The sequence below is a fragment of the Streptomyces sp. NBC_01508 genome, from assembly GCF_045040315.1.
Lineage (GTDB): Bacteria > Actinomycetota > Actinomycetes > Streptomycetales > Streptomycetaceae > Streptomyces.
Map to the genome: position 1 here is coordinate 6,784,965 of NZ_CP109419.1, position 24,375 is coordinate 6,809,339.

Genomic DNA, 24,375 nt, shown 5'->3' on the forward strand with positions numbered 1-24,375 from the left:
CGTACCGACACTGGGAAAATGCGCCCGGCCAGAGCGACGGCAGCAGCCGTCACCACAGTGATCGGTATCGGCACGGCCGCTGTGGCGGCCGGCCGGTACGCCAGCGACGCCGCGCTCAAGGCGTCCCGCGGACGGCCCCTGCCGGGCGACCCACGGCTCACCGTGCACGCCACGGCCGCCGGCCGCGTCACCCTCACCCGCTGCCTCGCCTCGCTGCGCCCCGGCACCTACGGCCTGGAGTCCGCGGACGTCCAGGCCGTCGTCGGCCCCGTCATCGACGACGTACCGCACCCCGCCGACACGGTCGTGCGCCGCCTCGAACGCGTCGGCCGGGGCACCCTCGGCGCGGGCAGCCGCGTCCGGCTCACCCCCCTGCTCCACCGCGGCGACCCCGTCACCGCGCTCGGCATCGAGTACGACCAGGTGGAGATCCCCGGCGAACTCGGCCCGCTGCCCGGCTGGTTCGTGCCCGGCAGCCGGGACACCTGGGTGATCACCGCGCACGGCCTCGGCACCACCCCGGAGCACCCCATGAACATCATGGAGTTCCTGGTGGACCAGCAACTGCCGGTGCTGAACCTGGCCTACCGGGGCGACCACGGCGCCCCCCGCTCCCCGGACGGCCTCGGGCACCTCGGCGACTCCGAATGGCGCGACCTCGACGCCGCGATCCGCTTCGCGCTCCGGGGCGGCGCCGAACACGTCGTCCTGTACGGCTGGTCCGTCGGCGCCACCATGGCCCTGCACGCCGCCGGGAGATCCGGGCAGCGCGACCGCATCACCGGGCTCGTCCTGGACAGCCCGGTGCTCGACTGGGAGGCCACCCTGCGCGCCCTGGCCACCGCACGCCGCACCCCGGGCCCGCTGCTGCCGCTCGCCGTCCGGGCGGCGCAGGGCCGGACCGGTCTGCGCGGCGGCAGGCTGCCCGTGGTCGCCGATCCGGGCAAGCTCCACGTCCCGACGCTGATCCTGCACGGCCCCGACGACGTCATCGCCCCCTGGTACCCCTCCCGTGAACTCGCCGCCCGCCGCCCCGAACTGGTCACCCTGCACACGGTCTCGGACGCCCCGCACGGCGCGATGTGGAACGCCGACCCCCTCGGCTACGAGGAGACGCTCCGCCGCTTCCTCACGCCCCTCATGTAGCCCCGCGCCCCACCCACGGCTCCGGCCCCGCCCTACTGCCTCGGAACGGCGCCACGGGCGGCCCCGCGCCACCCCGGCCACCCTCCGCTCCGGTGTCTTGTGCCGCCTCTGACCGGCCGGTGGAGCACCGGGACGGAGGTTCCGTTTGGGCTTTCGGGCCATCAGCGGGAAGACTGCTCCCGTGACGTCCCGAAAGCCTGAAGAGCAATTGGCGCGCAACTCCAGACTCCGACTCGTCCGCCCGCAAGCCCTGACCACGGCCCGACGGGCCGTGACCACCGGGCGCACGCGTCCGGCGCCCCGTCCGCCGGAGGGCACACCACCCCCCGCGGAGCTGGCCCGTCAGGCGCGGGCCGTCCTCGCCGACGCCGTACGGATCGCCCGCTGGGCCGCGGCCGACCGGGACCCCGGCGCGGGCCCGCTCGCCCCCAAGGCCCGCGAACGGGCCGCCGCCGCCCTGGAGCTGACACCGGACCAGGTCAGCGCGGGCTGGGACCGCGCCAGGCTCGCCGGGCTGGTCGAACTGCACGGCGGCACCGCGCGCCCCGGCTGGCGCCTGCGCGCCTGGGACCGTGACGACTCCGCCGTCCTGCGCGGCTGGGTCGCCCTCTTCGACGCCTGGTCGCTCGTCCACGCCGCCCCCGACGACGTCGCCCCGGCGACGGTCGCCGAGGTCGTCGAAGCCGTCCCCCAGGTGCTCTCCCTCCTCCAGCTCTCGGCCGGTCCCGTGCTCGTACCGGCCCTCCTCGACCTGCTCCAGCAGCGCGTCGCGGAACTGCGCGACGAGCGCTGCGAGGTCCCGTACGACCCCCGGACCGCGTCCGGCCCCCCGGCCACCCCGACCGCGACCGCACCGGAGCCCGAGCCCGCACAGACCACGGCCGCCGTCCCGCTGCCGCCGCTCCTCGACTGGGCCCTGGAGGGCCTGGCCGCCGTCGGCGCCCTGACCCTCGGCGATGGCCAGGCGACCCTCACCCCGCTCGGCAACTGGGCGGTCTGGGTCAAGCTGGAGCAGATCTGCGTCGCCGCACAGAGCCCGGCGGGCAACATCGAGCAGTCCGCCGACAACATGCTGCGCGGCTGCGCCCGGCTCACCCCCGGTCCGGCCCGCGCCGAATACCGCGCCTGGCTCGCCGCCCGCACCGTCGGCAGCGCGGTCACCGAACTCCTCGCCGTGGCACGGGGCGAGGACGCCCTTCTGCGCGGGCTGGCCTTCGAAGCGCTGCGCGTCGTCGGCGCCCCCGCCGAGCCCGAGGTGCGCGCCGCCTCCGCCGAACCCTCCCTGCGCCCCTACGCCCTGCTCTGGCTCGCCGAGTACGACGGCACGGACCCCGAGGACGCACCCGACGTCCTCACCCGCGAGGAGTCGACCTGGCTCTGGGTCGACACCGCCGCGGCCGTCGCCGACCACGGCGAGACCGCGCTGCTGGTCCGCCACCTCGACTCCGCCGTCCAGGGCACCGTCCCGGCCCTGCTCGACGAGATCAGGGCCGTCGGCCACCCCCGCACCGTGCAGGTGCTGGTCGCGCTGGCGGCGGCGCACCCGGACCCGGCCCTCGCGAAGGCCGTACGCCGGGCCGCGTTCCAGGTCCACACCGGAGAAGCCTGACCGGCCCGCACGGGCGGGCCGCACCGCCCACGCACGCGCCCACGGACCAGAACCGGACGTCAGCCGCCGGCGCCGCCCGGCGCGTACGTCCCGAAGCTCCACACGTTCCCCTCCGGGTCGCGGGCCATGTAGTCCCGCGAGCCGTAGTCCTGGTCCGTGGGCGGCATCAGGATCTCCACGCCCTGCTCCACGGCCCGCGCGTGGTGCGCGTCGACGTCCTCGACCACCACATAGATCCCGGCGGGCCCGCCGCCCGCCATCGCCTCGGCGAAGACCCCCTCGGCCTTCCCTGACCCCAGCATCACCATCCCGTTCCCATGGGCCAGTTCGGCATGGAGCACGCTGCCGTCCTCGCCTTCGTACACACTCACCTCCGTGAAGCCGAAGGCGTCCTTCAGTGTTCTGATGGCCGCCTTCGCGTCCTCGTAGACGAGCGTCGGACAGATACCCGGCACACCTGCCATGCTGATCACCCTTCTCCAAGCCCGGCTGTGACCTGCGTCTCAGTTCACCCAGTCTGGCACCGGCCACTGACAACGCGGCCCGGCCGACCGCCCCGGACGGACCCCCGCGCGGCGAAAACCAGTTGTGCGGCCCCGGTAGACTGGGCCGTATGGCATTTCTCCTTGTGCATTAGCCGGCGTCGAAGAATCCACTCCGCCCGCCCTTCCCGCCGTCCATACCGCCTTGGAGTTTTTCCGTGATCACCGCCACCGGTGTCGAGTTGCGCGTCGGCGCTCGCGTCCTCATCGAGTCAGCCTCCTTCCGTATCGCCAAGGGCGACCGCATCGGCCTCGTCGGCCGCAACGGAGCCGGCAAGACCACCCTCACCAAGTGCCTCGCGGGTGAAGGCCTCCCCGCCGCCGGCACCATCACCCGCTCAGGCGACATCGGCTATCTGCCGCAGGATCCGCGCACCGGCGACCTCGACACCCTCGCCCGCGACCGCATCCTCTCGGCCCGCGACCTCGACTCCGTCCTGAAGAAGATGCGCGAGAACGAGGACCGGATGGCGAACGGCCAGGGCGCCACCCGCGAGAAGGCGATGAAGAAGTACGAGCGCCTGGAGACGGAGTTCCTGACCAAGGGCGGTTACGCCGCCGAGTCCGAGGCCTCCACCATCGCCGCCGCGCTCGGCCTGCCCGACCGGGTGCTCGGCCAGCCCCTCCATACGCTCTCCGGCGGTCAGCGCCGCCGCGTCGAACTCGCCCGCATCCTGTTCTCGGACGCCGACACCCTGCTCCTGGACGAGCCGACGAACCACCTCGACGCCGACTCGATCGTCTGGCTGCGGGACTACCTCAAGTCCTACCGCGGCGGCTTCATCGTCATCTCGCACGACGCCGAACTCGTCGAGACGGTCGTCAACAAGGTCTTCTACCTGGACGCCAACCGCTCCCAGATCGACGTCTACAACATGGGCTGGAAGCTCTACCAGCAGCAGCGCGAGTCCGACGAGAAGCGGCGCAAGCGCGAGCGCGCCAACGCGGAGAAGAAGGCCGCCACGCTCAACTCGCAGGCCGACAAGATGCGCGCCAAGGCCACCAAGACCGTCGCCGCGCAGAACATGGCACGCCGCGCCGAGCGCCTGCTGTCGGGCCTGGAGGCGGTACGCCGGTCCGACAAGGTCGCCAAGCTTCGCTTCCCCGACCCGGCGCCGTGCGGCAAGACACCGCTGACCGCCGAGGGCCTGTCGAAGTCGTACGGTTCCCTGGAGATCTTCACCGACGTCGACCTCGCCGTCGACAAGGGTTCGCGCGTCGTCATCCTCGGCCTCAACGGCGCGGGCAAGACCACGCTGCTGCGGCTGCTCGCCGGGGTGGAGAAGCCCGACACCGGCGAAGTGACGCCGGGCCACGGCCTCAAGCTCGGCTACTACGCGCAGGAGCACGAGACGCTCGACCCCGACCGTTCCGTCCTGGAGAACATGCGGTCCTCCGCCCCCGACCTCGACCTGGTCGAGGTCCGCAAGACCCTCGGCTCCTTCCTGTTCTCCGGGGACGACGTCGAGAAGCCGGCCCGCGTCTTGTCCGGCGGCGAGAAGACCCGCCTCGCCCTCGCGACCCTGGTGGTCTCCTCGGCCAACGTGCTGCTCCTGGACGAGCCCACGAACAACCTCGACCCGGCCAGCCGCGAGGAGATCCTCGGCGCGCTGCGCACGTACAAGGGCGCGGTCATCCTCGTCACCCACGACGAGGGCGCCGTCCACGCGCTCGAACCGGAACGGATCATCCTGCTGCCCGACGGTGTCGAGGACCTGTGGGGCGCGGACTACGCGGATCTGGTGGCGCTGGCCTGACGGCGCGGGCGTGATCCAGGGCGTGATCCACTCCGTATGGATCATTCGGCTCAGCGGTGATCCATCATCTGAGTGAGTGCGTCTCGTACTTTGGCGTGGCGTGCTGACGATCAAGCCATTCCGGGACCAGTTCGATCAGCTTCCCCGCACACGGCCTCTGACCTGCTGTTTCCCGTGCGCGCCCGGCGAGCGGCGCGCACATACCCACCGGGAAGCGGCCATTTTGATCGTGTCCGAATACTGGGCTCCGGCCAAGCTTGTGCCGCGAACCTTGCTGAATGGGTGGCCAGGAGCGCCCCGAGGGGTGATCATGAGAAGTCCAGAGCGCACTTCCATGAGGAGGCACGGGTGGCCGAGACTCTGAAGAAGGGCAGCCGGGTAACCGGCCCGGCGCGCGACAAGCTCGCGGCAGACCTGAAAAAGAAGTACGACTCCGGTGCGAGTATCCGTGCACTGGCCGAGGAAACCGGCCGGTCCTACGGATTCGTCCACCGGATGCTCAGCGAGTCCGGAGTCACGCTGCGGGGACGCGGCGGAGCGACACGCGGCAAGAAGGCCTCGGCCTGACGACCGCCCACCGCTTCTCCGGCCACCGGTTCCACCGGTGACCACCCGGCCGGTCGTCGCGGTCGACCGGGTGGTTACTGTGCAGTCACTTAGTCAGCTGTGCCGACTGCACCGAACCGGAGGCGTCCCATGACTTCGCTCGATCCCGTACTCGACAAGGACGGCGTACGGCTCACCGTCGAGGACGCGGTTGCCACGGTGACCCTGACCAACCCGGCAAAGCGCAACGCTCAGTCTCCCGCTCTGTGGCGGGCGTTGACGGAAGCCGGGCAGTCACTGCCAGGCAGCGTGCGGGTCGTCGTGCTGCGCGGCGAAGGCAAGTCCTTCTCCGCGGGCCTCGACCGGCAGGCGTTCACTCCCGAGGGCTTCGACGGTGAACCCTCCTTCCCGGAGCTGGCACGCCGTTCCGACGCGGACCTCGACGCGGCCATCGCCGTGTACCAGTCCGCCTTCACCTGGTGGCGCCGCAGCGACATCGTGTCGATCGCGGCCGTCCAGGGACACGCCATCGGCGCCGGGTTCCAGCTCGCGCTGGGCTGCGACCTGCGCGTCGTCGCGTCGGACGTGCAGTTCGCCATGCGCGAGACCAGCCTCGGGCTGGTCCCCGACCTCGGCGGTACCCATCCCCTCGTCGGTCTCGTCGGCTACGCCCGCGCGTTGGAGATCTGCGCGACGGGCCGCTTCGTGCAGGCCGAGGAGGCCGAGCGCACCGGCCTCGCCAATCTCGTGGTGCCGCCGGCCGAACTCGACGCGGCGGTGCGGGATCTGACCGCCGCGCTGCTGGCCGCGCCGCGTGACGCGACGGTCGAGACGAAGGCGCTGCTGCTGGGCGCGCCGTCGCGTACGTACGACGAACAGCGCGCCGCCGAGCGCGCCGCGCAGGCGCGCCGCCTGCGGGACCTGGCGGGCCTGGGCGACTAGGGCCTCTCGTTTGGATCTTGCCGGGCTCGCGGTCCCCGGTGCCGCGCCTCGCCGCGTTGACGGCGGAAGGGCAGGCACGGCTCCCGCCATGGCTCCCTCCTCCGCCTCGCGATCCACGGCACCAGACCCCGCTCCCTCATCCGGCCTGATCCAAACGAAACACCCTAGGCCCTGTCCGGCGGATCCTCGGGGATCAGCCCGGGACGTCGACCGCCGTGATCAGGACGGCCACCGTCGGGTGGCTCGGCAGGGCCGCCGAGACCGCCCGGCCGACCGCGCGTGCCACCTCCGGCGGATGGTGGCCCGCCGCCGTCGCCAGTTCGACGCGGACATGCCCCGTGGTGATGAGTACCGCCGAGCCGAGCGACCCGGACAGATGGGCGACGCCGGGGACGTTCGCCGCGATGACCGCCGCCGTGCCCTTCGGGGCGACGGCAGTCGCCCCGACTGGCGCAGCCGCCCCCGAGGATTCCCCGCCGCCGGATCCGGGGTCCGCCGTCGGCCCCTCCTCCAGCAGCGCCGTCACCCGCAGGTCGACCTCTGTCACCCGCAGCCCCAGCCGGTCCACCGCGTGCGCGTGCAGCGCCGTGCGCAGCCGTTCGGCCACGTCGGGCAGCGGTTCGCCCCCGACCGCCGAGAAGTCCCCCTCGATACGCAGCACCCCCGGCGGCAGCGCACTGGGCGGCGGCTTCACCGCGGGCGGGTCCGCCGAGCCGGGGTCGGCCAGGCAGAGCCTCAGCCGGCCCAGCGTGGCGCCGGGTACGTCCGCCGCCGCACGCCTTAGCGCGGTCGTCGCCGCCCGTTCGGCCAGCCACGTCCCGTCCGCCGTGTCGCCCAGCGGGAGCAGCCGGCCGAGGCCGAGCCGTTCGCGTACCGCCGCACTCCATCCGTCCGCACCGTTCCCGCCGTGCCCAGTCGTCATGGCCCCAGACTGCCGCATTCCCGGCGCGAGACCGGGCAAGGCGCCTTAATGTGGACAACGAGTCCATCAGCGCCCGGAAAGGGGCGAATCGCAATGTCCGACACCGCACAGCGCAATCAGTCCGAGCCCTCCGTGAAGCCGTCCCACGACGAACAGCGGAAGTCCGCCGCCGGCAAGAAGGGCGGCGGCGACCCGTCCGTCCGTGGGCGGACCACCATCGCCGACGGAGTCGTCGAGAAGATCGCCGGCCTCGCGGCCCGTGATGTGCTCGGCGTCCACGCGATGGGCAGCGGCATGTCCCGCACCTTCGGCGCCGTACGCGACCGGGTCCCCGGTGGCACCAAATCCGTCTCGCGCGGCGTGAAGGCCGAGGTGGGCGAGGTGCAGACCGCCCTCGACCTGGAGATCGTCGTCGACTACGGCGTGTCGATCGCCGATGTCGCCCGTGACGTACGGGAGAACGTGATCTCCGCCGTCGAACGGATGACGGGTCTTGAGGTCGTCGAGGTCAACATCGCCGTCAGCGATGTGAAGCTGCCCGACGAAGAGGACGACGAGCCCGATTCACGGCTCCAGTAACGGCCGGATCCGTCAAGACCGAAGAGGAGTCACACGATGAGCATGGCGGTGGTCGGCCTGTTGGCCGGTATGGCCCTGGCGTTCGCCGGATACTTCGGCGGTTTCGGAGCCTTTCTGCTGGTGGCCGCGTTGGGCGCGGTCGGGTTCGTGGCCGGCCGGTTCCTCGACGGCGATCTGGAAGCGGGCGACCTCTTCCGTGGCCGCGAACGCGACGATCGACGGCGGTGACCGTCCGTGGCCGGTGAGCGGGTGGCGGCCGCGGAGCGCGGGGCGACCACGATCGCCGACCGCGTCGTCGCGAAGATCGCCGCGCAGGCGGCGCGCGAGGCGCTGGGCGGCGTACCGGACGGGGGCGTGGCGCCGCACGCCGGCGTCCTGGTCCACAACGACGTGGCGCGCGTACGGATCGGTGTCGAGCTGGACTACCCCTGCGACATCGGCGCCCGGTGCGGCGCGGTGCGTCACCAAGTGACCCAGCGGGTAAGTGCTTTGGCGGGGATGGAGGTGCCCGAAGTGGTCGTGCGGGTCGAACGGCTCCACTCCGCCCAGTCGCGTGCGGCGCGGGGGAGGATCCGATGAGCGAACCGGTGGGTGACGGGACCGAGCACGGGCCGGCGGCACCGGGAACCTCCGGAGCCGTCCGCGCGGACGTGCTCGAACTGGACCAGTCCACCTCCGCCGCGCGGTACGAACCGCGGCCCACGCTGGAGCAGGGCGACGGCGACGGCAAGGCCGGCCGCTTCTGGTCCTGGCGCCGGATCCCGGCCGCGGTCGTCGCGGCCGTCCTGCTCGGCGCGGCGGCGCTGCTGCTGTACGACGTCGCGGCCGTACGGGCCGATCATCCGGCCATGTACTGGCGCCGCTGGCTCGCCGACCAGCTCGCCACCCGGCCCCTGGACAACACCGGGGTCCTGGTCGGCGCGGGTGTCGCGGCGGCCGTCGGGCTCTGGCTGATCCTCCTCGCCCTGACGCCGGGGCTGCGCGAGGTGCTGCCGATGCGGCGCGGCCCGGCGCGGGTACGGGCCGGGCTCGACCGGGAGGCGGCGGCGCTGATGCTGCGCGACCGGGCGCTCGAAGTCTCCGGCGTGCAGTCCGTACGGGTACGGGCCCGCCGCTCCAAGGTCCGGGTACGGGCCGTGTCGCACTTCCGCGAACTCGATGACGTACGCGCCGATCTGGACACGGCGCTGACCGCCGGCATCGGCGAGCTCGGCCTGGCCAGGCCACCCTCGCTCGCCGTGCACGTCCGCCGGCCGACGAAGAAGGGATGACGGGATGGTCAGGGTCGTCAACCGTGTCCTGCTGGGCCTCGTCGGGCTGGTGCTGCTGTGCGTGGGCGGCGCGGTGCTCGCGACCGGGCTGGGCGCGTCCGTACCGTCCTGGTGGCCGTACACCGGCCGGAAGGATGTCCTGCTGAGCGACGCCGACCGTGGGCGCTGGCGCGACGAGGGCTGGTGGTGGCCGGTCGTCATCGCGGTGCTCGCGGTCCTGGTGCTGCTGACGCTGTGGTGGCTGCTGTCCCAACTGCGTCGCCCGCGGCTGTCGGAGGTACTGGTCGACAGCGGCGACGGCGAGGGCGCGCTGCTGCGGGGGCGGGCGCTGGAGAACGCCCTGGAGAGTGAGGCGCAGTCGCTGGACGGTGTGGCGCGGGCGCGGGTGCGGCTGACGGGGCGGCGGAGCACGCCCCAGGCGCGGGTGCGGCTGCTGCTGGAGCCGCACGCGGCGCCGGGGGCGGCGCTGGAAGGGCTGACGGGGGAGGCGGTGGCGCATGCGCGGGAGTCGGCGGGGCTGGAGTCGCTGCCGACGGAGGCGCGGTTGCGGGCCGCCAAGCATCGGGCGCGGCGGGTGACGTGAGCCGGGGCGGGTTCCTGGCGGGGTGCGGGGCCGCTGCTTCCCGAAACAATCGCCGGAGGGGCTGGGAGGTGCCGGAGGGGCCGGGGTGCCGGCGGGGGCTGAGGGTGCCGCCGGGGGGCTGGAGGTGCCGGGCTGGAATCGGGGTCAGTAGCCGTGGCGGGTGCCGCCGTCGATCGGGAGCATCAGGCCCGTCAGGTAGGACGCCGCCGGGGAGAGCATGAACGCCGCCGTGCGGCCGAACTCCTCCGGAGTGCCGTAGCGGCGCAGCGGGATGCGGGACTCGTGCCCGGCGCGCGCCGCGGCCGGGTCGTCCGACAGGGCGTCCAGCTCGCGGACGCGGTCCGTGTCGATCCGGGCCGGCAGCAGGCCGATCACGCGGATGCCGCGCGGGCCCAGCTCGTCGGCGAGTGACTTCGCGAAGCCCGCGAGGCCCGGCCGCAGGCCGTTGGAGATCGTGAGGCCGCGGATCGGTTCGTAGACCGAACCGGACAGGACGAGGCCGATGACCCCGCCGTCGTCCAGCTCCGCCGCCGCCGTGCGCGCCAGCCGTACCGCGCCGAGGAAGACCGAGTCGAACGCCGACCGCCACTGGTCGTCCGTGGTGTCCAGGGCGAGCCCCGGCGGTGGGCCGCCGACGCTGATCAGGATCCCGTCGAAGCGGCCGAACCGCTCGCGTGCCACGGCGATCAGGCGCTCCGCGACGGCGGGATCGGCGTTGTCCGCCGCGACGCCGTACGCGTTCGGGCCGATCGTGTCCGCCGCCTCGGTGACGGACTTCTCGTCGCGCCCGGTGACGACCACCTTCGCGCCGTCCGCCGCCAGCGCTTCGGCGGACGCGCGTCCGAGTCCCCGTGACGCGCCGGTGACGACGTAGACACGGTCCTTCAGTCCAAGATCCATGGCCCCTATCCTGCCTCCTCCGCCACGGCCAGGGCGAGGGCCGTCCCCACGAGACCGATATGGCTGAACGCCTGCGGGAAGTTGCCCAGTTGCCGCCCGATCGCCGGGTCGTACTCCTCGGCGAGCAGACCGACGTCGTTACGGAGCGCGAGAAGCCGCTCGAAGAGTTCCGTGGCCTCCTTCCTGCGGCCGGTCATCAGCAGCGCGTCCGCCAGCCAGAACGAGCAGACGAGAAACGTTCCTTCGCCGCCCGGCAGCCCGTCGACCGACGCCCCCCGCGTGCTGTAGCGGCGGACCAGCCCCTCCGGGCCCAGCTCCGCCCGTACCGCGTCGACCGTGCCCACGACCCGCGGATCGTCCGGCGGCAGAAAGCCGAAGCGCGGGATCAGGAGCGTCGCCGCGTCCAGCTCCTCGGAGTCGTACGCCTGCGTGAAGGTGTTACGGACCGGGTCGTAGCCCTTCTCGCACACCTCCCGGTGCACCTCGTCGCGCATCGTCCGCCACCGGTTGACATCGCCGCGCAGCGACGGGTCGGCCTCCAGTGTCTTCACCGCGCGGTCGGCGGCGACCCACGCCATCACCTTGGAGTGCGTGAAGTGCTGCCGCGGGCCGCGCACCTCCCACAGCCCTTCGTCCGGCTCGCGCCACTTCGACTCCAGGAAGCCGAGCAGGGCGAGCTGGAGGTCCCAGGCGTGCGGCCGGCCGGTGAGACCGACGCCGCGCGCCACGTGCAGGGAGTCGATGACTTCGCCGTACACGTCGAGCTGGAGCTGTTCGACCGCCCCGTTGCCGATCCGGACCGGGCGCGCGCCCCCGTAACCGCTCAGCCACGGCAACCGCGTCTCGGGCAGTCGCCGTTCACCGCCGACCCCGTACATGATCTGGAGGTCGGCGGGGTCACCGGCGACCGCGCGCAGCAGCCAGTCGCGCCACGCCTCGGCCTCGTCCACATAGCCCGCGGACAGCAGGGCGTTCAGGACGAGCGCCGAGTCGCGCAGCCAGCAGTAGCGGTAGTCCCAGTTCCGTACGCCGCCCAACTCCTCGGGGAGCGAGGTCGTGGGGGCAGCCACGATGCCGCCGGTCGGGGCGTGGGTGAGCGCTTTGAGCGTGAGCAGGGAGCGCAGGACCGCTTCGCGGTACGGCCCCCGGTACGTACAGCGCGCCGCCCACGCCTCCCAGTCCGCCAGGCTGTGCTCCAGGGCGTCGAACGGGTCGACCAGGTCGGGGCGCGGCAGGTGCGAGGGGTGCCACGTCAGTACGAAGGCGACCTGCTCCCCGGCGCCGACGGTGAACGACGAGCAGGTGCTGAACTCCTGACCCCAGGTCTTGACCAACGGCTTCTCGTTCGGCGCCGGTTCACCGCCGGCCGGCCGCGCCCGCGCGACGCTGCGCAACCAGACCGAGTCGGGTCCGGCGACGGCGACGCGCTGCCCGTCGGTCCTGCGGACCCACGGCACGATCGAGCCGTAGTCGAAGCGCAGCCGCAGGGTGGCGCTCATCTCCACCGAGCCGCTGACGCCCTCCACGATCCGCACCACATCCGGCGCGATGTCGCGCTGCGGCATGAAGTCGGTGACCCTCACCGTGCCGCCCCTGGTCTCCCAGAGGGTCTGCAGCACCAGCGAATCGCCCACGTACCGGCGGCTGGTGCAGCGGCTCACGCCTCGGGGGGCGAGCAGCCAGTGGCCGTTCTCCTTGTTGCCGAGCAGCGACGCGAAGCAGGCGGCCGAGTCGAAGCGTGGCAGGCACAACCAGTCGATGGAGCCGTTCATTCCGACGAGCGCCGCGGTCTGCAAGTCGCCGATGAGGGCGTAGTCCTCGATGCGTTGGGTCACCTCAGCCCTGTTCCCGCAGGACAGGCGGGTTATGCGGCGGCTGTCTCGCGCTCGGGGGTGTTCCGGGCGGCGGCCGAAGCGCGGTCGCGCACCTCGCGCCGTACGAGGATGACCCACCCGACGGGCACGGCGGCCCCGAACAGCCACCACTGCACCGCGTACGCCATGTGCGCCCCGATGGAGCCCGAGTCGGGTTCCGGGATCTGCTGCGGGCTGCCGCCCGGTGCTGCGGGGGCGGTCTGCTCGATGTAGCCGCCGAGGACGGTACGGCCGAGGGACCGGGCCTGTTGCTCGCTGTTGATCAGCATCACCTGGCGGTCCGGGAGGTCGCTCAGCTCCTTGATGCCGCTGGTGCCCGTCGTCTCGTCGGCCTTGAGGCGGCCGGTGACGGTGACCTCGCCCTTCGGCGCAGCCGGGATGTCGGGGAAGGTCCGCTGGTCGTCGCCGAAGGGGACCCAGCCCCGGTTGACGAGGACGGCGCGGCCGTCGTCGAGGACGAGCGGCGTCAGGACGTGGAAGCCGACCGTCTCGTCGGTGTTGGTCCGGCGGCGTACGACGATCTCGTGCTCCGTGTCGTACCTGCCGGTGGCCTCGACCCGCCGCCAGAAGTCGGCGCGCGGCACGGTGTGGCCGGGGGAGGTGAGGTCGGTGACCGGGACCGGCTTCGCCTTGAGGTTGTTCGCGATCAGGGCGTTCTGCGCCACCCGGTGTTCATGCCGGTGCAGCTGCCAGAAACCCAGCTCGATCATCACGGGGATGAGCACGAGGGCGAGCAGGGTGAGGATCACCCACTGCCGCGACAGGAGGAAGCGGTACACGCCTTCGACGGTACCCGGCGGGTCCGCCGCCCCCGGCGGCGGGTCCACCCCCGGCCGGGTGCCTCACACCCGGTCGACGATGCCCGCCTTCCCCTCGGCGCGGGCGCAGTGGGCGCCGCAGAACCACTGGCCCTCGACCTCGACGCCCTGGCCGATGATCTGGACCCGGCAGTGTTCACAGACGGGCGCCATGCGGTGGATGGCGCAGGAGAAGCAGTCGAAGACATGCACGGCGCCCTGCGCGTGCACCTCGAAGGACATGCCGTATTCGTTTCCGCAGACTTCGCAACGTGCCATGCGCCACAGGTTGGGACGCGGCGGCGTGGTGTGCGAGCGGACGGCACGCGAGTCGCGGCGCAATCACCCGTCTGCCGGGGCCGGGGCGGGCGTCGCGGCGGTGGCCGGGGCGGCCCCGGCGCCGGGCGGGGGAAGGGGCGCCGGTACGGTGCCGGGCGCGGGCGCCACGTCGCGCAGCAGGTGGGTGAACGCCGCCTCGTCGATCACCGGGGTGCCGTACTCCGCCGCCTTCACCGTCTTGGACGTCGCCGACCCGGGATCGTTCGTCACGAGCACACTCGTCTTGCGCGAGACGCTGGTGGCGACATGCAGCCCCGCCTCGACGGCCCGGTCCTCCAGCAGCTCACGGTCGACGGACGTGTCGCCCGAGAAGGCCACCCGCATCCCCTGCGCCAGCGGTTTGTCGCTCTCGTACCGCCCCGGATTCGGATACGGGCAGGCCGGGAGCCGGCGCGACGGGCGCCAGGTCGTCGGACGGTGCGTCGGCTGATGGCCGATCAGCGGCGCAGCCGGGCTGTCCGACCACTCCGTGAGCGGCCGGCATTCGAGCAGCGGCAGCCGCACCCCGTCCCGCGCCGCCGCGTGCAGGCTCGGCCGGAACGCCTCCGCGAGCACCCGCGCGTCGTCCAGCGCGTGGTGCGCGCGCCGCTGCGCGACGCCGAAGTGCTCGGCGAGCGTGGCCAACTTGTGGTTGGGCAGCGGCAGTCGCAGCTCCTTGGCGAGCGCGATGGTGCACAGCCGCTGGCGCGTGGGCGCGGTCGCCTTCGCGCGGGCGTACTCCCGCGAGATCATCGACCAGTCGAAGAACGCGTTGTGCGCGACGAGCACCCGGTCCGCGAGCCGCTCCGAGAACTCCCGCTCGACGTCGCCGAACAGCGGCGCGCCCGCCAGCACATCGGTCGTCAGCCCGTGGATCCAGACCGGCCCCGGGTCCCGCTCGGGATTGACCAGCGTGTACCAGTGGTCCTCGACGTTGCCCCGCGCGTCCAGCCGGTACACCGCCGCGGACACTATCCGGTCGTCACGGGCGAGTCCGGTGGTCTCCACGTCGACGACCGCGTATCCCTGGGGGTACGCGGCCGGCCACATCGCTGAAGTCGCAGGGTCGTCGAGCATGGTCACAGAGAATACGGGCCGCGACTGACAGTCCGTGACGCGCCTCCGCCAGGTCCCCGACTCGCCCGCCCGGTACGGGCGTTGACGGACCGTCCGGATCACCCCTTGGTGGAAGTCACCAAATTCCGCTGACGCGATGTCTCATATACTTGTCAGTAACAACATCTAGCCGGGGCCGCGCACCCGGCCCTACGGTGCTGGCATGCCGCCGAACCTGCCCGATGTCGTGCTGTGGTCGATCCCCGCGTTCGTCCTGCTCACCCTGGTGGAAGTGGTGAGCACCCGGCTGCGTCCCGACGAGGACGCCGCCGGGTACTCGGGCAAGGACACCGCCACCAGCCTCTCCATGGGGCTCGGCAGCCTCGGCTTCGACCTCCTGTGGAAGATCCCCGTCGTGGCCGTCTACACGGCGGCCTACGAGTTGACGCCGCTGCGCGTCCCCGTCCTGTGGTGGACGATCCCCCTGATGCTGCTCGCGCAGGACTTCTTCTACTACTGGTCCCACCGGGGCCATCACATCGTCCGGATCCTGTGGGCCTGCCACGTGGTGCACCACTCCAGCCGGAAGTTCAACCTCAGCACCGCGCTGCGCCAGCCCTGGACCTCGCTCACCGTCTGGCCGTTCTACCTCCCGTTCATCCTGCTGGGGGCGCACCCGGCGGCACTCGCCTTCTGCTCGTCGGCCAACCTCGTCTACCAGTTCTGGGTGCATACGGAGCGGATCGACAAGCTGCCCCGGCCCTTCGAGTACGTACTGAACACGCCCTCCCACCACCGGGTGCACCACGCCTCCCAAGGCGGCTACCTGGACCGCAACTTCGGCGGGATCCTGATTGTCTGGGACCGCCTCTTCGGCTCCTTCGCGGCGGAGACCGAGCGGCCCGTCTTCGGGCTGACGAAGAACATAGAGACCTACAACCCGCTGCGCGTCGCCACCCACGAGTACGCCGCCATCGCCCGCGACGTAGGGGCGGCACGCGACTGGCGCGAACGGGCCGGACGGGTCTTCCGGGGACCCGGCTGGCAGCCCGAGTGAGCGGCCGGGTGAGCGGCCGGGTGGACGGACAGGTGGACGCTTCGGTGAGCGGCCGGGCGGGTGTCCCGGCGGGTGTCCGGGGGAGCGGGCGGCTCGCGAAGGCGCTCCTGGTGGCCTTCGCGCTCGCCGCACTCGGCGAGCTGGTGTCGGTCGCCGCCGACTCACGGACCGGCCAACTCCTCGCCAAGCCCCTGCTGATGCCGCTGCTCGCCACGTACGCCGCCGCCCGGGGCGGCCCGCGGACGCTGGTCGCCGCCCTGCTCTTCGGCTGGGGCGGCGATGTCTTCCTGCTCTCGTCGGCCGACGGGGCGTTCCTCGCCGGCATGGGCTGCTTCGCCGCCGGCCACCTCTGCTACCTGGCGCTGTTCGCCCGCCGCCGCACGCGCCGCGCCCTCGCCCTCGCGGCGGGATACGGCCTCCTGCTCGCCCTGACGCTCGTTCCGCTCTGGCCGGACCTCCCGGCCGAACTTCGCGTCCCCGTCGCCGTGTACAGCCTCCTGCTGGCCGCCATGGCCTACCGGGCGAGCGGCCTGGGCGTGCTCGCCGGCGCGGGCGGCGCGTTCTTCCTGGTCTCCGACACGCTCATCGCCACCGGGGTCGCCGAGTGGCCGCGGCCACCGGCCGTCGATCTGTGGATCATGCTGACCTACCTCGCGGCACAGGCCCTGCTGACGGCCGGGGTCCTGAGGGCGGCCCGGCGGCCCGGCCCCGGACACGAGTGAGCGGGCCGCCCGGTCGGACGGCCCGCTCACCCCTCTCATTCGCTCACAACGCCGTTACCGGCGGACGGCGTCCAGCGCGTCGATCACGCCGGCTCCGTAGAAGCCGTTCTTGTGCTTGCCGCCCTCGCACACCGCGTCGACGGTGCCGTCACCGTCGATGTCGTACGGGTTGGTGCACGACGCCGCGTCGGCCTGGACGGTCAGCAACGTCTTGACCAGCCACGGCGAGGCGTACGGGTGGGTCGACTTGATCAGCGCCGCGACACCCGCCGCGTGCGGGGAGGCCATCGACGTACCGCCCTTGTAGCCGAAGCCGCCACCGGGCAGCGTGCTCAGGATCAGACCGTTGACGGCGGGCGCCTCCGGCGGCTGGTACGCCGTCCGGTCGCCGCCGGGAGCGGCGATGTCGACGACCCCGAGGCCGTAGTTGGAGTACGACGCCTTCAGGTTCTTCGCGCCGGTCGCGGAGACCGTGACGACACCCGGCAGCTGGGACGGGATGTCCAGGCACTCGGCGGGGTCGATCACACGGTCGCCGGGAGTGGTGTCGTTCGGACTTGAGCCGTCCGTCAGCTCGTCGGCGGCCAGATCCATGTCGGAGTTGCCGGCGGCGGCGACATTCACGACGCCCTTGCCCTCGGCGTACCGGGTCGCCCGCGTGACGGCGTCGGCCAGGGCCTTCTGGTCCGGGTCGTCCGCGCAGTTGAACAGCCACGGGTCCGTGTAATAGCTGTTGTTCGTCACATCGACGCCGTGCTCGGCGGCCCACACGAAGCCGCAGACGACGGCCTCCGTGTAGAAGAAGCCGTCGGGCTGCGACACCTTGATGCCGGAGACCTTCACGCCCGGAGCGACACCCGTGACACCGGTGCCGTTCTTGGCCGCGGCGATCGTGCCCGCGACGTGCGTGCCGTGGTCACTCTCCCCGGGGCCGGGACGCCAGGCGCCGTCCGCCGTGTCGGGCGTACCGCCCACACAGCTGACCGACGCGCGGCGGTCGAAGTTCGGCGCGAGGTCGGGGTGGGTGTCGTCGACACCCGTGTCGATCACACCGACCGTGACCTTGCCGCTGCCGAGTGACTTCTTGTGCGCCTTGTCGGCCTTGATGGCCGGCAGGTCCCACTGAAGAGGCTCCAGCGCGTCCTGGTCGTCGGACGCCTTCGCCGCGGCGGCCTTCGCCTCCTTGGCGGGCAGCGGCTGTTCGGCCTCGATGTCCGTGGTGGTCTGGGCCGCCATCGGCTTCGTACGGGTGGCGCCCGCCGAAGCGACGCCCCGCACCTCGCGGATCGTCTCCCCGAACTCCGGGTTCTGCGAGTGGACGACGATGACACCTATCTGGTCATAGGCGATCACCACTGTCCCGCCGGCCTTGGCGATGGCCTGCTTCACCGATTTGACGGTGGAGTGCCCGCCGTTGGTGTTCACGACGTACGACAGCTTCGGGCCGTCCGTCGAGACAGCGGCGGCGACGTCGTCGACCGGCGCCGCCGATGCCGCCCCGGTCGGCAGGAAGCCGAGCGAGGCGATGAGCGCCAGACCGACAGGCAGAGCCAGTGCGCGCCGCCGTCTGGATCTCAGATGAGCCATGGGTTCTCCACATCATCCGTGAGGCCGCCCCTGCGCCCACTGCGCATGGACGGGTACATGACGAGCGAAGCTATCGCTGATCATCCCTGCTCATCAATGATTTCGGCCAGAAAAACGCCGGTGTTGAACCACTTCGCCGCGCTCTCCGTGCCGTTGTCAGGGGGTGGATCTACATCACCCCCAGTCAGCGCCCCCACCGACCACCCCTACCGCACTCGCGTCACGAGGAGATTCCGTGGCTACCGATGGACCGCCGCCGCCCAAGGGCGAATCGGACACCAGTACCCCCGCACAGCCCACGACAGCCCAGTTCGTCGAGGTCCAGGAGAGCGCCGAATTCGGTGAACTGCGCCGTACGTACCGCTCCTTCGCCTTCCCCCTGACCATCGCCTTCATCGCCTGGTACCTGCTGTACGTCCTGCTGTCCAACTACGCCGGCGGCTTCATGGGCACCAAGCTCTTCGGCAACATCAACGTCGCCTTCGTCTTCGGGCTCGGTCAGTTCCTCACCACGTTCCTCATCGCCTGGTTCTACTCGAAGTTCGCATCGCGGAAGCTCGACCCCAAGGGCGCGGCGATCAAGTCCCGTATGGAGGCCGACCTGTGAGCCCGACCATCCAGCTGAGCGAGGCCGCGGGAATCCAGCTCGCCAACTCCGACGCCAGCGAGCACCGGCCGCTGATCATCACGCTCTTCGCCCTGTTCGTCGTCGCGACCCTCGTCATCACCGTGTGGGCCGGCCGGCAGACCAAGAGCGCCGCCGACTTCTACGCGGGCGGACGGCAGTTCACCGCCTTCCAGAACGGACTCGCGGTCTCCGGCGACTACATGTCCGCCGCCTCGTTCCTCGGTATCGCCGGCGCCATCGCCCTGTTCGGATACGACGGGTTCCTGTACTCCATCGGCTTCCTCGTCGCCTGGCTCGTCGCGCTGCTGCTCGTCGCCGAACCGCTGCGCAACTCCGGCCGCTACACCATGGGCGACGTACTCGCCTACCGGATGCGCCAGCGCCCCGTCCGTACGGCGGCGGGCGCCTCCACCATCGTCGTCTCGATCTTCTACCTGCTCGCCCAGATGGCCGGAGCGGGGGTGCTCGTCTCCCTGCTGCTCGGCATCACCAGCGACGCGGGCAAGATCCTGATCGTCGCCCTGGTCGGCATCCTGATGATCGTGTACGTCACCATCGGCGGCATGAAGGGCACCACCTGGGTCCAGATGGTCAAGGCCGTCCTGCTCATCGCGGGCACCCTTCTCATCACCTTCCTGGTACTGCTCAAGTTCAACTTCAACGTCTCCGACCTGCTCGGCACCGCCGCCTCCAACAGCGGCAAGGGCTCGGCCTTCCTGGAGCCCGGACTCAAGTACGGCCTCACGGAGACCTCGAAGCTCGACTTCATCTCCCTTGGCATCGCGCTCGTCCTCGGCACCGCCGGACTGCCGCACATCCTGATCCGCTTCTACACCGTGCCCACGGCCAAGGCCGCCCGTAAGTCCGTCAACTGGGCCATCGGCATCATCGGCGGCTTCTACCTGATGACCATCGCCCTGGGCTTCGGCGCAGCGGCGCTGCTCACCCCGAAGGAGATCACCGATTCCAACCCGGCGGGCAACACGGCCGCGCCACTGCTCGCGATGGAGATCGGCGGTGGCGGGGACTCCACCGGCGGCGCCATCCTGCTCGCCGTCATCTCCGCGGTCGCCTTCGCCACCATCCTCGCGGTCGTGGCCGGTCTGACGCTGGCGTCCTCGTCGTCGTTCGCGCACGACATCTACGCCAACGTCATCCGCCGCGGCAAGGCCACCGAGAAAGAGGAGGTACGCGCCGCGCGCTACGCGACCGTCGCCATCGGCATCGTCTCCATCGCGCTCGGCGCCCTCGCCCGCGATCTGAACGTCGCCGGTCTGGTGGCCCTCGCCTTCGCGGTCGCCGCGTCCGCCAACCTGCCGACCCTCCTGTACAGCCTCTTCTGGAAGAGGTTCACCACGGTCGGCGCGCTCTGGTCGATCTACGGCGGTCTGGCCTCGTCCGTCCTGCTGGTGCTGTTCTCCCCGGTCGTCTCCAGCAAGCCCAGCTCGATGTTCCCGGGCGTGGACTTCGCCTTCTTCCCGCTGGAGAACCCGGGCCTGATCTCGATCCCGCTGGGCTTCCTGCTCGGCTGGCTCGGGTCGGTCCTCTCCAAGGAGGAGCCGGACGTCAAGAAGTACGCCGAACTGGAGGTCAAGTCGCTCACCGGCACCGGAGCCCACTGATCGGTTTCCACCGGGGCGAGCGCCTTTGACGTGGCCGCGTCGTAGAGTCCTACGACGCGGCCACGCCGCTCCTCGTGGCAAACGGCCCCCGCCGTTGTCAGAGGTCTGCCGTAGGCTCGGAACACCGGACGCGCCAAGCACGCTGGGCCAGCCGGCGCCCGGAGGGACAAGAGGCACCACGAGGGAAGGGGGCTCCAGAGTGCTCATCGACACTTACGGCCGCGTGGCCACCGACCTGCGGGTCTCGCTCACCGACAAGTGCAATCTCCGGTGTACGTACTGCATGCCGGAAGAGGGCCTTCAGTGGCTCGCGAAGCCCGACCTCCTCACGGACGACGAAATCGTCAGACTCGTCGACATCGCGGTGACCCGCCTCGGCGTCCGCGACGTCCGCTTCACCGGCGGTGAGCCGCTGTTGCGGCCCGGTCTCGTCGGGATAGTCGAGCGGTGCGCGGCCCTCGCCCCCCGCCCCAAGATGTCACTGACGACCAACGGCATCGGGCTGAAGCGCACCGCCGCGGCGCTCAAGACCGCCGGCCTCAACCGCGTCAACGTCTCGCTCGACACCCTGCGCCGCGATGTCTTCAAGACCCTCACCAGGCGCGACCGCCACCAGGACGTGCTCGACGGCCTGGCCGCCGCCCGCGAGGCGGGACTCACCCCCGTCAAGGTCAACACCGTGCTGATGCCGGGGCTCAACGGCGACGAGGCCCCCGAGCTGCTCGCCTGGGCCGTGGAGAACGGCTACGAGCTGCGCTTCATCGAGCAGATGCCGCTCGACGCCCAGCACGGCTGGAAGCGCGACGGAATGATCACCGCCGGTGACATCCTCCAGTCGCTGAGCACCCGCTTCACACTCACCGGGGAAGGCGGCGAGGAGCGCGGGTCCGCCCCGGCCGAGCGCTGGATCGTGGACGGCGGACCGCACCGGGTCGGCGTCATCGCCTCCGTCACCCGCCCGTTCTGTTCGGCCTGCGACCGCACCAGGCTCACCGCCGACGGGCAGGTGCGCACCTGCCTGTTCGCCCGCGAGGAGACCGACCTGCGCGCGGCCCTGCGCTCGGACGCCACCGACGAGGACGTCGCGACACTCTGGAAGCTGGCGATGTGGGGCAAGAAGGCGGGCTCCGGCCTGGACGACCCGGCGTTCCTCCAGCCCGACCGGCCCATGTCAGCCATCGGTGGCTGAGTGCTCCCGCTCCCACACGGAAAGGGGGACCACATCCTTGAGGAAACCGCGCACACCGAGGAACGACGACAGGTGCTCACGGTGCTCGTCGCAGGCCAGCCAGGTCTTACGGCGCTCGGGGGTGTGCAGCTTGGGGTTGTTCCAGGCCAGCACCCACACGGCGGCGACGCGGCAGCCCTTGGCCGAACAGACGGGTCCGTCGGGACCGGAAGCGGCGCCGGGAAATTCGAAGAGGTCCACGTTCTCCAGCCTAGGACGCGGCCGGAGCGGGTCCGGCACCCGTCGGCCCTGGGAGACAACGCCCCGAAAGCCGCCCCGAAAAAGGCGACGCCGAGCAGCCACGGGGGGAGCTGCCCGGCGTCGGTCCGTCGCTCCGACGGGGGATGCGGAGCGCCTGCAAAGTATGTCACGGGTATCGGGGTCAGGTGCACCGGAACTTCATGATTGATCTGAGCTTTTCTTGAGCTTTGAAGTCGCCCGGCTCAGCTCCGCCCGCCTGGGGGAGCGGGGTGTTCGTAGTTCGCCGACCGCGCGCCGGATTCCGCTCCACCGGCCACCGGGGCGGGAGCGATCATCGGCCGGGCCTGCGGGGCGAGCTGGGCCGTCGGCAGCGAACGGGCGTTCTCCCGGCCCCCGTTGGCGATCACGACAGCCACATAGGGCAGCAGAATGCCCAGTACGAGGCCGGCAATCGCCACATAACGCTCCACATTCCACAACACCACGGCCAGGATGATCCCGAGGGTGCGCACCAGCATGGAGATCACATAGCGCCGCTGTCGGCCGCGTACGTCCTCGTCGAGCCCGCGCCTGGCTCCCGTGATGTGGAAGACCTCGGCACTGCGCTGCTTCCGCATCACGTCCACCATCCGTTTCCCTCGCCGGCCGCTCCCCGTGCCGGACCCGCCCAACGGTACGCCCGCCGTGCGCCGCCTACGAGAGGGGGGACCGCTCGACACCGGCGCACCGCGCCCCCGCCGTGCCACGTACGGGCCTGTTCGACATGCGGCGTACACCGGACACACCCAGACTGGGCGCACACGCGCAGAGTGCGCCGCACGAGGAGGCGACCATGGGTTGGTTGTGGGCAATCATCGTGGGCCTGGTGCTGGGTCTGATCGCCAAAGCGATCATCCCCGGCAAGCAGCAGATCCCACTGTGGCTGACGGTCGTGTTCGGAATTCTGGGCAGCATCCTCGGTAACGCCGCCGCGGGCTGGTTCGGAGTCGCGGACACCAAGGGCATCGACTGGACACGGCATGTGCTCCAGCTGATCGGCGCCATCCTCGTCGTGGGAGTGGGCGACATGCTCTGGTCGTCGATCCGGGGCAGGAGACGGACCACCACGACCAGATGACCGGACCCGGCAGCGGTACGGCCCGGTACGCCACACGCGTACCGGGCCGTAGCGCTGTCCGCTGTTCCGCTGTTCCGCTGTTCCGTCGTACGGTCAGGAGGCCGCGTCCGTCGTGACCTCGACCGCGGCGAGGTTCTTCTTGCCGCGCCGCAGCACCAGCCAGCGCCCGTGCAGCAACTCCCCGGCGTCCGGTACGGCTTCGGCGTCCGTGACCTTGACGTTGTTCACGTAGGCCCCGCCCTCCTTCACCGTGCGCCGGGCCGCCGACCTGCTCGGCGCCAGCCCGACCTCCGTCAGCAGATCCACCATCGGCGCCAGCTCGGCCACCCGCGCGTGCGGCACCTCGGACAGGGCCGCCGCCAGCGTCGCCGCGTCAAGGCCGGTCAGCTCGCCCTGGCCGAACAGCGCCTTCGACGCCGCGACCACACCGGCGCACTGCTCGGCGCCGTGGACCAGCGTCGTCAGCTCCTCGGCCAGCGCGCGCTGCGCCGCGCGGGCCTGCGGCCGCTCCGCCGTGGCCCGCTCCAACTCCGTCAGCTCCTCGCGGCCGCGGAAGCTGAGGATGCGGCTGTACGCGGAGATGTCGCGGTCGTCCACGTTCAGCCAGAACTGGTAGAACGCGTACGGCGTGGTCATCTCCGGGTCGAGCCAGACCGCGCCGCCCTCCGTCTTGCCGAACTTGGTGCCGTCCGCCTTCGTCATCAGCGGCGTCGCCAGCGCGTGCACGTCGGCGCCCGGCTCCAGGCGGTGGATCAGGTCGAGACCGGCCGTGAGATTTCCCCACTGATCGCTGCCGCCCTGCTGGAGGACACAGCCGTACCGCCGGTACAGCTCCAGGAAGTCCATGCTCTGGAGCAGCTGGTAGCTGAACTCGGTGTAGCTGATGCCCTCTTCGGACTCCAGCCGTCGGGCGATGGAGTCCTTCGTCAGCATCCTGTTGACGCGGAAGTGCTTGCCGATGTCCCGCAGGAACTCGATCGCGGACAGGCCCGCTGTCCAGTCCAGGTTGTTGACCATGGTGGCCGCGTTCGGCCCGTCGAAGGAGAGGAACGGCTCGATCTGCGACCGCAGCCGCAGCACCCAGCCGGCCACCGTCTCCGGGTCGTTCAGTGTCCGCTCGGCGGTCGGCCGCGGGTCACCGATCTGCCCGGTGGCCCCGCCCACCAGCGCCAGCGGCCGGTGCCCGGCCTGCTGGAGCCTGCGTACGGTCAGCACCTGCACGAGATGGCCCACGTGCAGGCTGGCCGCGGTGGGGTCGAATCCGCAATAGAACGTGAGGGGACCGTCCGCGAGCGCCTTGCGCAAAGCGTCCTCGTCAGTGGACTGGGCGAACAGCCCACGCCACTTCAGCTCGTCGACGATATCCGTCAC

At 71.4% G+C, this 24,375-nt stretch carries 27 protein-coding genes; 16 read left to right on the forward strand and 11 right to left on the reverse strand.

The genetic code is table 11. The features are described from left to right. Window positions 1-18: 18 nt before the first annotated feature. Together OG700_RS31250 and OG700_RS31255 are read left to right on the forward strand one after the other, a co-directional pair. Window positions 19-1,146, forward strand: a complete 1,128-nt coding sequence (locus OG700_RS31250; protein WP_405619421.1) for an alpha/beta hydrolase — start codon at window positions 19-21, stop codon at window positions 1,144-1,146. Window positions 1,147-1,327: 181 nt separating this feature from the next. Beyond that, window positions 1,328-2,755: a hypothetical protein gene (locus tag OG700_RS31255; RefSeq protein ID WP_405619423.1), complete on the forward strand. Its 1,428-nt coding sequence runs from the start codon at window positions 1,328-1,330 to the stop codon at window positions 2,753-2,755. A 59-nt stretch (window positions 2,756-2,814) separates the two neighbouring features. On the opposite strand, the gene OG700_RS31260 is transcribed toward OG700_RS31255, so the two are convergent. Beyond that, on the reverse strand, window positions 2,815-3,219 hold the full coding sequence (locus OG700_RS31260) for a VOC family protein (protein WP_405619425.1): 405 nt from the start codon (window positions 3,217-3,219) through the stop codon (window positions 2,815-2,817). Between the two features lie 236 nt (window positions 3,220-3,455). Here OG700_RS31260 and OG700_RS31265 point away from each other — a divergent pair, with 236 nt between their 5' ends. The 3 genes from OG700_RS31265 to OG700_RS31275 all read left to right on the forward strand — a co-directional run bounded on the left by OG700_RS31265 (window position 3,456) and on the right by OG700_RS31275 (window position 6,542). Then, a complete protein-coding gene (locus tag OG700_RS31265) occupies window positions 3,456-5,054 on the forward strand; it encodes an ABC-F family ATP-binding cassette domain-containing protein (RefSeq protein ID WP_405619427.1) in 1,599 nt (532 codons plus the stop codon). A gap of 348 nt (window positions 5,055-5,402) precedes the next feature. Next, window positions 5,403-5,621: a helix-turn-helix domain-containing protein gene (locus OG700_RS31270; protein WP_023542602.1), complete on the forward strand. Its 219-nt coding sequence runs from the start codon at window positions 5,403-5,405 to the stop codon at window positions 5,619-5,621. 129 nt (window positions 5,622-5,750) lie between these two features. Beyond that, complete coding sequence (locus OG700_RS31275) at window positions 5,751-6,542, forward strand: enoyl-CoA hydratase/isomerase family protein (RefSeq protein WP_405619429.1); 792 nt, start codon at window positions 5,751-5,753, stop codon at window positions 6,540-6,542. Window positions 6,543-6,735: 193 nt separating this feature from the next. Here the strand turns inward: OG700_RS31275 and OG700_RS31280 are convergent, their stop codons facing one another. Next, the gene (locus OG700_RS31280) at window positions 6,736-7,464 is read right to left on the reverse strand and encodes a hypothetical protein (RefSeq protein ID WP_405619431.1); all 729 of its coding nucleotides are present in this window, start codon (window positions 7,462-7,464) and stop codon (window positions 6,736-6,738) included. Window positions 7,465-7,557: 93 nt separating this feature from the next. Between OG700_RS31280 and OG700_RS31285 the strand changes: the two genes are divergently transcribed. The 5 genes from OG700_RS31285 to amaP are packed head-to-tail and all read left to right on the forward strand — an operon-like array spanning window position 7,558 to window position 9,897. Beyond that, complete coding sequence (locus OG700_RS31285; RefSeq protein WP_405619433.1) at window positions 7,558-8,043, forward strand: Asp23/Gls24 family envelope stress response protein; 486 nt, start codon at window positions 7,558-7,560, stop codon at window positions 8,041-8,043. A gap of 36 nt (window positions 8,044-8,079) precedes the next feature. Next, window positions 8,080-8,271 (forward strand): hypothetical protein, encoded by a 192-nt coding sequence (locus tag OG700_RS31290; protein WP_405619435.1) that lies wholly within the window; start codon window positions 8,080-8,082, stop codon window positions 8,269-8,271. A gap of 6 nt (window positions 8,272-8,277) precedes the next feature. Further along, entirely contained in the window at window positions 8,278-8,622 is a 345-nt protein-coding gene (locus tag OG700_RS31295) for a hypothetical protein (RefSeq protein WP_405619437.1), read from the forward strand. Continuing rightward, window positions 8,619-9,314 (forward strand): DUF6286 domain-containing protein, encoded by a 696-nt coding sequence (locus OG700_RS31300; protein ID WP_405619439.1) that lies wholly within the window; start codon window positions 8,619-8,621, stop codon window positions 9,312-9,314. Before OG700_RS31295 ends, OG700_RS31300 begins: the two co-directional genes overlap by 4 nt. Before the next feature lie 4 nt (window positions 9,315-9,318). Next, complete coding sequence (amaP, locus tag OG700_RS31305) at window positions 9,319-9,897, forward strand: alkaline shock response membrane anchor protein AmaP (RefSeq protein WP_405619441.1); 579 nt, start codon at window positions 9,319-9,321, stop codon at window positions 9,895-9,897. Window positions 9,898-10,041: 144 nt separating this feature from the next. On the opposite strand, the gene OG700_RS31310 is transcribed toward amaP, so the two are convergent. The 5 genes from OG700_RS31310 to OG700_RS31330 all read right to left on the reverse strand — a co-directional run bounded on the left by OG700_RS31310 (window position 10,042) and on the right by OG700_RS31330 (window position 14,869). Continuing rightward, the gene (locus tag OG700_RS31310) at window positions 10,042-10,797 is read right to left on the reverse strand and encodes an SDR family oxidoreductase (RefSeq protein WP_405619443.1); all 756 of its coding nucleotides are present in this window, start codon (window positions 10,795-10,797) and stop codon (window positions 10,042-10,044) included. A 5-nt stretch (window positions 10,798-10,802) separates the two neighbouring features. Beyond that, window positions 10,803-12,632 (reverse strand): glycoside hydrolase family 15 protein, encoded by a 1,830-nt coding sequence (locus OG700_RS31315; RefSeq protein ID WP_405619445.1) that lies wholly within the window; start codon window positions 12,630-12,632, stop codon window positions 10,803-10,805. 29 nt (window positions 12,633-12,661) lie between these two features. Then, window positions 12,662-13,450, reverse strand: a complete 789-nt coding sequence (locus tag OG700_RS31320) for an SURF1 family protein (protein WP_405619447.1) — start codon at window positions 13,448-13,450, stop codon at window positions 12,662-12,664. A gap of 63 nt (window positions 13,451-13,513) precedes the next feature. Continuing rightward, window positions 13,514-13,747, reverse strand: a complete 234-nt coding sequence (locus tag OG700_RS31325; protein WP_329389300.1) for a hypothetical protein — start codon at window positions 13,745-13,747, stop codon at window positions 13,514-13,516. 63 nt (window positions 13,748-13,810) lie between these two features. Further along, complete coding sequence (locus OG700_RS31330; RefSeq protein WP_405619449.1) at window positions 13,811-14,869, reverse strand: DEDDh family exonuclease; 1,059 nt, start codon at window positions 14,867-14,869, stop codon at window positions 13,811-13,813. Window positions 14,870-15,065: 196 nt separating this feature from the next. On the opposite strand from OG700_RS31330, the gene OG700_RS31335 reads away from it, so the two are divergent. Both OG700_RS31335 and OG700_RS31340 read left to right on the forward strand, forming a co-directional pair. Further along, complete coding sequence (locus tag OG700_RS31335; RefSeq protein WP_405619451.1) at window positions 15,066-15,899, forward strand: sterol desaturase family protein; 834 nt, start codon at window positions 15,066-15,068, stop codon at window positions 15,897-15,899. A 44-nt stretch (window positions 15,900-15,943) separates the two neighbouring features. Further along, window positions 15,944-16,621 carry a lysoplasmalogenase gene (locus tag OG700_RS31340; protein ID WP_405622111.1) on the forward strand — a complete coding sequence of 226 codons (678 nt, stop codon included), beginning with the start codon at window positions 15,944-15,946 and terminating at the stop codon, window positions 16,619-16,621. 54 nt (window positions 16,622-16,675) lie between these two features. Here OG700_RS31340 and OG700_RS31345 read toward each other — a convergent pair whose 3' ends face one another. Continuing rightward, a complete protein-coding gene (locus OG700_RS31345; RefSeq protein ID WP_405619453.1) occupies window positions 16,676-18,208 on the reverse strand; it encodes a S8 family peptidase in 1,533 nt (510 codons plus the stop codon). A 235-nt stretch (window positions 18,209-18,443) separates the two neighbouring features. Between OG700_RS31345 and OG700_RS31350 the strand changes: the two genes are divergently transcribed. The 3 genes from OG700_RS31350 (at window position 18,444) to moaA (ending at window position 21,647) form a co-directional block, all read left to right on the forward strand. After that, on the forward strand, window positions 18,444-18,815 hold the full coding sequence (locus tag OG700_RS31350) for a DUF485 domain-containing protein (RefSeq protein ID WP_405619455.1): 372 nt from the start codon (window positions 18,444-18,446) through the stop codon (window positions 18,813-18,815). After that, entirely contained in the window at window positions 18,812-20,458 is a 1,647-nt protein-coding gene (locus OG700_RS31355; RefSeq protein ID WP_405619457.1) for a cation acetate symporter, read from the forward strand. Before OG700_RS31350 ends, OG700_RS31355 begins: the two co-directional genes overlap by 4 nt. 199 nt (window positions 20,459-20,657) lie before the next feature. Further along, window positions 20,658-21,647 carry a GTP 3',8-cyclase MoaA gene (moaA, locus tag OG700_RS31360; protein ID WP_405619459.1) on the forward strand — a complete coding sequence of 330 codons (990 nt, stop codon included), beginning with the start codon at window positions 20,658-20,660 and terminating at the stop codon, window positions 21,645-21,647. On the opposite strand, the gene OG700_RS31365 is transcribed toward moaA, so the two are convergent. Together OG700_RS31365 and OG700_RS31370 are read right to left on the reverse strand one after the other, a co-directional pair. Next, on the reverse strand, window positions 21,630-21,887 hold the full coding sequence (locus OG700_RS31365; protein ID WP_405619461.1) for a hypothetical protein: 258 nt from the start codon (window positions 21,885-21,887) through the stop codon (window positions 21,630-21,632). The two genes, moaA and OG700_RS31365, sit on opposite strands and share 18 nt — an antisense overlap. A gap of 242 nt (window positions 21,888-22,129) precedes the next feature. Beyond that, a complete protein-coding gene (locus OG700_RS31370) occupies window positions 22,130-22,504 on the reverse strand; it encodes a DUF3099 domain-containing protein (protein WP_405619463.1) in 375 nt (124 codons plus the stop codon). 215 nt (window positions 22,505-22,719) lie between these two features. On the opposite strand from OG700_RS31370, the gene OG700_RS31375 reads away from it, so the two are divergent. Next, on the forward strand, window positions 22,720-23,004 hold the full coding sequence (locus OG700_RS31375) for a GlsB/YeaQ/YmgE family stress response membrane protein (protein WP_405619465.1): 285 nt from the start codon (window positions 22,720-22,722) through the stop codon (window positions 23,002-23,004). Window positions 23,005-23,097: 93 nt separating this feature from the next. Here OG700_RS31375 and tyrS read toward each other — a convergent pair whose 3' ends face one another. Next, the gene (gene tyrS / locus OG700_RS31380) at window positions 23,098-24,375 is read right to left on the reverse strand and encodes a tyrosine--tRNA ligase (protein ID WP_405619467.1); all 1,278 of its coding nucleotides are present in this window, start codon (window positions 24,373-24,375) and stop codon (window positions 23,098-23,100) included.

Excerpts from the sequence above, each read along its gene's own strand:
- OG700_RS31310 (WP_405619443.1), bottom strand. The coding sequence starts at position 10,797 with ATGGATCTTGGACTGAAGGACCGTGTCTACGTCGTCACCGGCGCGTCA.
- OG700_RS31370 (WP_405619463.1), bottom strand. The coding sequence starts at position 22,504 with ATGCGGAAGCAGCGCAGTGCCGAGGTCTTCCACATCACGGGAGCCAGG.
- OG700_RS31325 (WP_329389300.1), bottom strand. The coding sequence starts at position 13,747 with ATGGCACGTTGCGAAGTCTGCGGAAACGAATACGGCATGTCCTTCGAG.
- OG700_RS31375 (WP_405619465.1), top strand. The coding sequence starts at position 22,720 with ATGGGTTGGTTGTGGGCAATCATCGTGGGCCTGGTGCTGGGTCTGATC.
- OG700_RS31300 (WP_405619439.1), top strand. The coding sequence starts at position 8,619 with ATGAGCGAACCGGTGGGTGACGGGACCGAGCACGGGCCGGCGGCACCG.
- amaP (WP_405619441.1), top strand. The coding sequence starts at position 9,319 with ATGGTCAGGGTCGTCAACCGTGTCCTGCTGGGCCTCGTCGGGCTGGTG.
- OG700_RS31345 (WP_405619453.1), bottom strand. The coding sequence starts at position 18,208 with ATGGCTCATCTGAGATCCAGACGGCGGCGCGCACTGGCTCTGCCTGTC.
- OG700_RS31260 (WP_405619425.1), bottom strand. The coding sequence starts at position 3,219 with ATGGCAGGTGTGCCGGGTATCTGTCCGACGCTCGTCTACGAGGACGCG.
- OG700_RS31280 (WP_405619431.1), bottom strand. The coding sequence starts at position 7,464 with ATGACGACTGGGCACGGCGGGAACGGTGCGGACGGATGGAGTGCGGCG.
- OG700_RS31335 (WP_405619451.1), top strand. The coding sequence starts at position 15,066 with ATGCCGCCGAACCTGCCCGATGTCGTGCTGTGGTCGATCCCCGCGTTC.
- OG700_RS31285 (WP_405619433.1), top strand. The coding sequence starts at position 7,558 with ATGTCCGACACCGCACAGCGCAATCAGTCCGAGCCCTCCGTGAAGCCG.
- OG700_RS31275 (WP_405619429.1), top strand. The coding sequence starts at position 5,751 with ATGACTTCGCTCGATCCCGTACTCGACAAGGACGGCGTACGGCTCACC.
- OG700_RS31250 (WP_405619421.1), top strand. The coding sequence starts at position 19 with ATGCGCCCGGCCAGAGCGACGGCAGCAGCCGTCACCACAGTGATCGGT.
- OG700_RS31290 (WP_405619435.1), top strand. The coding sequence starts at position 8,080 with ATGAGCATGGCGGTGGTCGGCCTGTTGGCCGGTATGGCCCTGGCGTTC.